We start from the raw sequence: 5,822 nt of genomic DNA, 5'->3' as shown, positions 1-5,822 counted from the left end.
ACACAGCCAGGCCCGAGCCCGCCGCTCCCACTACAAACGTCGAGGGCACAACCCCCAGATGCGGTTGCAGTACTAGGTAATGTCCTGGCGATCATGAGCGGAGCCAGATGACGAGCGCGGCTGCGGTGACGGTGCCGAGGTAGACGTAGCCGCGCTTGTCGAACCTGGTCGCGACTGCGCGGAAGGCCTTCAGTTTGTTGATCGCCCGCTCGACGGTGTTGCGCTTCTCGTACCGCTCCTTGTCGAAACCGGGCGGTCGGCCGCCAGCCTTCCTCGGGCACCGGCCACGATCACCCGATCGATACTTCCGTTCGACGCACGCCGCTCAAGATCGCAAAGCTGACAGCTTCTCAAGTTGTTGTTCAGAAAGCTCAGTTGGTGACCCGGCCGCCCGCCACGTCGATGGTCAGCCCGGTCAGCCAGGCCGCGTCGTCCGAGGCCAGGAAGAGCGCGGCGCAGGCCACGTCCTGCGGGGTACCCAGGCGGGCCAGCGGGTGCTTGGCGGCGACCTGCGCCTGTACGGCCTCGGGCATGTTCGCCGCGACCTTCTCGGTGCGGATCGAGGACGGGGCAAGGCAATTGACCCGGATGCCGCGCGGCCCGAGTTCGGTCGCCAGGTGCCGGGTCAGCATCACGCCGCGGCCGTGCTCGACCATGCCGGGCAAGAAGGTCTGCACGGTCAGGAAGGCCGAGGTCAGGTCGGAGTCGAGCACCTGGCGCCAGCGCTGCTCGGTCAGCTCTGCGGTCGTGGCCGGGTAACCCTGGCCACCAGCAAAGGCACCCAGCACCTCGACCGGCCCCAGCTCCGCCTCCACCACTCCTCGGGCCGCGGCCAACGCGGCCGCGTCGGTCACGTCGGCGACCGCGCTCATCGCCGTGCCGCCCAGGGCCGTGATCTCCTCGACCACCGCGGCCAGCGCCGCCTGGTCCCGGCCGACCACGCAGACCCTGGCTCCCTGGGCGGCGAACGCCCGCGCCGTCTGCGCGCCGATGCCGCGCGATCCGCCGGTGATCAGAACGACCTTGCCGTTCAGACTCGGGTAGCTGCCCATCTCGATCCTGCTCCTTCTTGACGGTTGGTCACTCGGGGGTTGGTCACTTGCTGTTGCGCGGCCGGCTGACCGGCAGCTTCACGGCGATGAAGAGCAACCAGAACAGACCGCCGAACCGGGCCACCGGCAGCAGGTAGGCGAAGCCGGAGACAGCCAGGGTCAGCGAGGAGACCATCCCGACCGCGGCGATCAGCAGGCCCGCCCAGCTCGCCGCCCTCGGCAGCAGCCCGACCTTGAGCGTGGTCACCGAAACCCCGGCGGCCAGCAACGCGAAGCCGACCGCATAACCCGGGCCGCCGGACAGGAAGGAGAGGTCGGCCAGCGCCCGGGCGAGGGCGACAGGGGCGTCGGCGGCCAGCCGACCGCCGGCCCAGGCGAACATCGCGCTCAGGCTCAGCGCGATCGCCGCGAGCACCCCGCCGACCAGCGTGATCGCCGAACCCGGCGCGGTGATGCCCAGCGCCCGCAGTCGGCGGTAGAGCACTGCGGCAGTCAGCGCCAGCGGCACCGCCGAGGCGAAGAGCAGGAAGGCTCCCAGGCTGATCAGCCCGCTGTGCCCCTGCGCATACCGCAGCACCTCGGCGCCGCTCGCATCCGGGTGCGGGGTGGAGCTGTTCGCCGCGACGTAGCCCGCGGTCAGCACCGCGACCGCGCCGACCGGCGCGAGCAGCGGCGGCCCAACCTGCGGGCGACGAGTAGTGGTGCCCAGTTCGATGGTGGCGCTCATGGTGTCCTCCCTCAACGACGATATACAACAAATAATGATTACACTTTGGAACGATTGTCAAGCGGGTATGATGCTCGCATGACCACGAATCGCCCGGCCTCGTCGCCAACCCCGGCGGACCAGCCCGCGGGCGGCGGCGCTGCCTTCCTGCTCGCCCAGCTCGGCACCCATGCGGCCGAGCGGTTCGCACAGCGGATCGCCGCCATCGACCTCACGCCCCCTCAGGCCGGCCTCCTGCGCCTGCTGGCCCGGACCCCCGGCCGCAGCCAGCGCGAACTCGCCGATGACCTGGGGATGCCACCGAGCCGTTTCGTCCCGTTCGCCGACAAGCTGGAGGAACGCGGCCTGATCGAGCGCCGCCGCAACACCGAGGACCGGCGCCTCTACGCCCTCCACCTCACCGACCAGGGCCGCGCCCTGCTCGCCGACCTCCGCCAGGTCGCCCGCACCCACGAACAGGAGCTCTGCGCGCCCCTCTCCCCCGAGGAGCACCAGCAGCTCACCGCCATGCTCACCCGCATCGCCGCCCACGAGGGCCTCACTCCGGGCGTCCACCCGGGGTACCGGCGGGTGCGCTGAGCCGGGAACCCGACGGAGTGCAACCGGCAGACAGCAAGATGCAGGACTGAGACTCGGGTCCACGAAAGTCCCGTTCGAGCAGTTCTACGGCGGGATGGACGGTTGGCGCGGGGCACGGGCGGTCCACCGATTCGCGACCGACAAGAAGCACTTCATCATCGTGCGCAGCCACACCGACCTGATCGATCACCCCGAGAAGGGCTGGTCCTCGTCGACGCCCGCATCAGCTGGCGCCAGACGCACGAACACAACGACTACTACGAGGGCATCGCCCGCCACTTCTTCGATGAGGACGAGTACCAGCTCACCCACGACGAGGAGCTCCCGGCCGCGTCGGCAGCGCTCGGCCTCCGCGTCGAGGATGTCCGCAAGGTCGTGGCGACCCACCTACACGAGGACCGCGTCAGCGGGCTGTCGTACCTCCCCGACACGGAGCTGGTGATCAGCAGGGCCGCTTGGGACAGTCGGGACTGGAAGCTGTTCGGCTTCCTCCCGATGGTCTATCACCCCTCCACCTGGCGCCCGGCCTGGCCAAGGGCCGACTGACCCTGGAGAAGCCCGCCGCCCTCCGGGCGTACCCCGTCTGCGGAGCTCGACAGCTGCGGGCGCAGGGATGAGATTCACACTAGGCAATGTCCTGGCGATCAGTTGAGTCGTTGATAGGACTGTGGGACATAGGGGTGATCTGACATATGCACAGTGGGAGCGGTTGGAGCCGCTTCTGCCGGTGAGCAACGGTCGTTGTGGCAGGTGGCGAGACCATCGCCAGGTCGTGAACGGGGTGCTCTACCGGATACGCACGGGCGTGCAGTGGCGTGACCTGCCCGAGCGGTACGGGCCGTGGAAGACAGTGCACGAGCGGCATCGCCGCTGGTCGGCGGACGGAACGTGGGAACTGCTGCTGCAACGGGTCCAGGCCGAGGCGGACGCGGCGGGTGACATCGATTGGGACGTATCGGTCGACTCGACGTCCGTGCGTGCGCACCACCACGCCGCCGGTGCCCGGCACGATCCGCCACCTGTCCTCAAAGGGGGCTCCGCTGTGATGGTCAGGACCGGTCGGATCCGGGCGGAACTGATCGACCGGCTGGCGGAGGTGGTGCGGGAGGAGAAGCGCTCGGCCGCTCGCGCGGCGGCTTCACCACCAAGATCCACCTGAGCGCGGACGGCCGCTGCCGTGTGCTGTCGCTCGTCATCACACCCGGACAACGTGCCGACTGCACCCAGTTCGAGCCGGTCATGGAGAAGATCCGCGTTCCGCGGCTGACGACCGGGCGGCCCCGTACGAAGCCGGACAGTGTCAGCGCTGACAAGGGCTACAGCAATCGCCGGACCCGCCGCTACCTGCGCAAGCGCGGCATCCGGCACGTCATCCCCGAGAAGGCCGACCAGGCCGCCAACCGGGTCCGACGCGGGAAGGCCGGCGGCCGGCCACCCGGTTTCGACAAGGAGCGGTACAAGAAGCGCAACACCGTCGAGCGGGCGATCAACAAACTGAAGACCTTCCGCGCGGTCGCGACCAGGTTCGACAAGCGCGGCTACGTCTACCTCGGCACCGTCACCGCAGCCGCGCTCGTCATCTGGCTCCGCTCATGATCGCCAGGACATTACCTAAGGATTGTCCCGTAAACGATCTTCGGTCGGTGTGGCGGCGGCCCTCCGGCAGCGACGGTGATCTTGTGCAGGCGGACGATGCCGAGCATGACGGCTGCACGTAGGCTGCCCCCTGGCTCGGTCTAGTCACTGGGACAGGCTCGCCTGGGGGTGATTTACCTGATAGCTCGTCATCGGTCCGTAGCTGCACCATCAGTGGCTCGCCGGGTGGGCAGAGCTCTGGGGCTGGTCGCCGCTGCGGCGGCCGTGCTGGCGGCGCTGCTGTTGTCGCCTTTCGTGCTGGAGGACATCTCCGGCTCCAAGGGGGTGGACTGGAACAGGTTGAGTCAGGTCGGCGCGGCGTACGGCTTCACGTCGGCGATCGTCTCGGCGCTCGCGTTGGCCGGCGTCGCTGCTTCGCTGGTTGTTCAGAACCGCCAGGCCAGGGCGGAGCAGGTCCAGGGAATCCGCAGTTACTACCTTGAGCTGGTCCGCATGGAACTTGACGACATGGCGCTCTACCAGCCGGTTTGGGGCACCACGGACATTGCCGATCCCCGTGAGCGCAAGCGGCATGTCTATGCCGATCTGATGATGAACTACGCGTGGATGGGCTTCGAAATGGGGACCATTCGCGAGCCTCTCCTGCGGGACATGCTGGCCGGGATGTTCACCGGAGAGGCTGGGCGGCACTACTGGAGCAGGGCCCAGATCTCATGGACCGCCAGCTCCTCCGGAAGCCGTATCGGTCGTCGGTTCCTGGCCATCGTGGACGAGGAGCACGCTCGCGCTATCGCTGCCGGACCACCAGCGCCGTCGGCCGCCGCACCTCGTCCACCTGACGTGCCCGTCGCCGGAGCAGCGCCCGCATGGCGGACGTCGGTCGGCGCCCTGATCGGCCTGGCCACCGGCTTGGCGCTCGGATCCCTCCTGCGCAACCGACGCTAAAGGCTGTCGGCTACGGGTTGGATGATCACGGTGTGACTGGTGTGATCACGGCGTCGGAGCCGTCTTGGATAGCCCCGTTCTCCGGGCTGAGCCCGCGCTGCTTCGGGAAGCTGGTGACCGCGCTACGGAGTGAGGGGGCCGACGCGGTTGGCAGGGGACGGCCCTGGAGCCTGCCCCTTGAGGACCGAGTGCTGCTGGTCGCGGCCTACTGGCGCACGAATTTGACGATGCGCCAGCTGGCACTGCTGTTCGGCATCTCGAAGTCGGCGGCAGACCGGATCATCGACCACCTCGGCCCGCTGATGTCGCTTCAGCCGCGGCGCCGGTTCTCCAAGGACGCCGTGCTGATAGTGGACGGCACCCTCGTGCCTACCCGCGACCACGAGGTAGCCGAGCAGTCCAAGACATCTCATGTCGTTGGCGGGTCAAGTCGAACCGGTTAGCCGACGCCGACTGAGCGTTGCTCCCGCGCGGTCGCCCGTCGGGTGACGCGGTAGCGTCCTGGGCATGGTGGATGGTCCTGATGTGTCGGTGGCGCTGGGGGGCGGGGTGACCGACCGCTCGCGGGCCTGGGGCTTTGTGCGCTGGTTCAGTGGTGAGTGGATCGGCCGTCCTCTGCGGCCCGAGGACGGTTGTGCTGCGGACGAGCTGACAACCGCGGAGAGTGTTCTCGGCTTCGAGCGCCCCGCAGCCTTGCGCGAGGGATACGCGCTCTTGGGCCGCCGAGACGACCTGACTCGACAGCAGGACCCCTTGGTCCCGCCGGCCGGGCTCTATGTCGACGACGCCCTTGGCGGAGCCCTGGTTTTCCGCCGCGAGAACCAGGACTGTGCAGCATGGGCGATTTGAGCTGCACCCCGTTTCGTGGAGTCCCTGATGCCAGGGTTACGATCCTGGCGAAGGAGATCCACCAGCACCATGGC

7 protein-coding genes and 2 pseudogenes are annotated in these 5,822 nt (G+C 68.4%); 6 read left to right on the top strand and 3 right to left on the bottom strand.

Annotated elements, in window-relative coordinates; genetic code table 11:
• Positions 1-91: 91 nt before the first annotated feature.
• From LE548_RS44880 to LE548_RS44870, 3 genes and pseudogenes are all read right to left on the bottom strand, one after another.
• Positions 92-265: pseudogene (locus LE548_RS44880) on the bottom strand (IS5/IS1182 family transposase); the annotation flags it as partial.
• Between the two features lie 106 nt (positions 266-371).
• Positions 372-1,052, bottom strand: a complete 681-nt coding sequence (locus LE548_RS44875; protein ID WP_225102802.1) for an SDR family NAD(P)-dependent oxidoreductase — start codon at positions 1,050-1,052, stop codon at positions 372-374.
• A gap of 43 nt (positions 1,053-1,095) precedes the next feature.
• Entirely contained in the window at positions 1,096-1,779 is a 684-nt protein-coding gene (locus tag LE548_RS44870) for a DUF4386 domain-containing protein (RefSeq protein ID WP_225102801.1), read from the bottom strand.
• Positions 1,780-1,857: 78 nt separating this feature from the next.
• Here LE548_RS44870 and LE548_RS44865 point away from each other — a divergent pair, with 78 nt between their 5' ends.
• The 6 genes and pseudogenes from LE548_RS44865 to LE548_RS44840 all read left to right on the top strand — a co-directional run bounded on the left by LE548_RS44865 (position 1,858) and on the right by LE548_RS44840 (position 5,748).
• Positions 1,858-2,358: a MarR family winged helix-turn-helix transcriptional regulator gene (locus LE548_RS44865; protein ID WP_225102800.1), complete on the top strand. Its 501-nt coding sequence runs from the start codon at positions 1,858-1,860 to the stop codon at positions 2,356-2,358.
• Between the two features lie 102 nt (positions 2,359-2,460).
• The gene (locus LE548_RS44860) at positions 2,461-2,904 is read left to right on the top strand and encodes an MBL fold metallo-hydrolase (RefSeq protein WP_225102799.1); all 444 of its coding nucleotides are present in this window, start codon (positions 2,461-2,463) and stop codon (positions 2,902-2,904) included.
• Positions 2,905-3,025: 121 nt separating this feature from the next.
• A protein-coding gene (locus tag LE548_RS44855; protein WP_374116269.1) for an IS5 family transposase occupies positions 3,026-3,954 on the top strand; the annotation gives its coding sequence in 2 pieces (ribosomal slippage) (positions 3,026-3,385 and positions 3,388-3,954; 927 coding nt in all).
• Between the two features lie 225 nt (positions 3,955-4,179).
• Positions 4,180-4,899: a DUF6082 family protein gene (locus LE548_RS44850; RefSeq protein WP_225102798.1), complete on the top strand. Its 720-nt coding sequence runs from the start codon at positions 4,180-4,182 to the stop codon at positions 4,897-4,899.
• Positions 4,900-4,931: 32 nt separating this feature from the next.
• Positions 4,932-5,303, top strand: a pseudogene (locus LE548_RS44845) (transposase family protein); the annotation flags it as partial.
• Positions 5,304-5,406: 103 nt separating this feature from the next.
• Positions 5,407-5,748 carry a hypothetical protein gene (locus tag LE548_RS44840; RefSeq protein WP_225102797.1) on the top strand — a complete coding sequence of 114 codons (342 nt, stop codon included), beginning with the start codon at positions 5,407-5,409 and terminating at the stop codon, positions 5,746-5,748.
• The last annotated feature ends 74 nt before the right edge of the window (positions 5,749-5,822 follow it).

This window comes from Streptomyces sp. CoH27 (assembly GCF_020181035.1).
In the GTDB taxonomy this organism is placed as follows: Bacteria; Actinomycetota; Actinomycetes; order Streptomycetales; family Streptomycetaceae; genus Streptomyces; species Streptomyces camelliae.
Note: the sequence above shows the minus strand (reverse complement) of the source record. Positions and strands in the feature narration are given on the sequence as shown.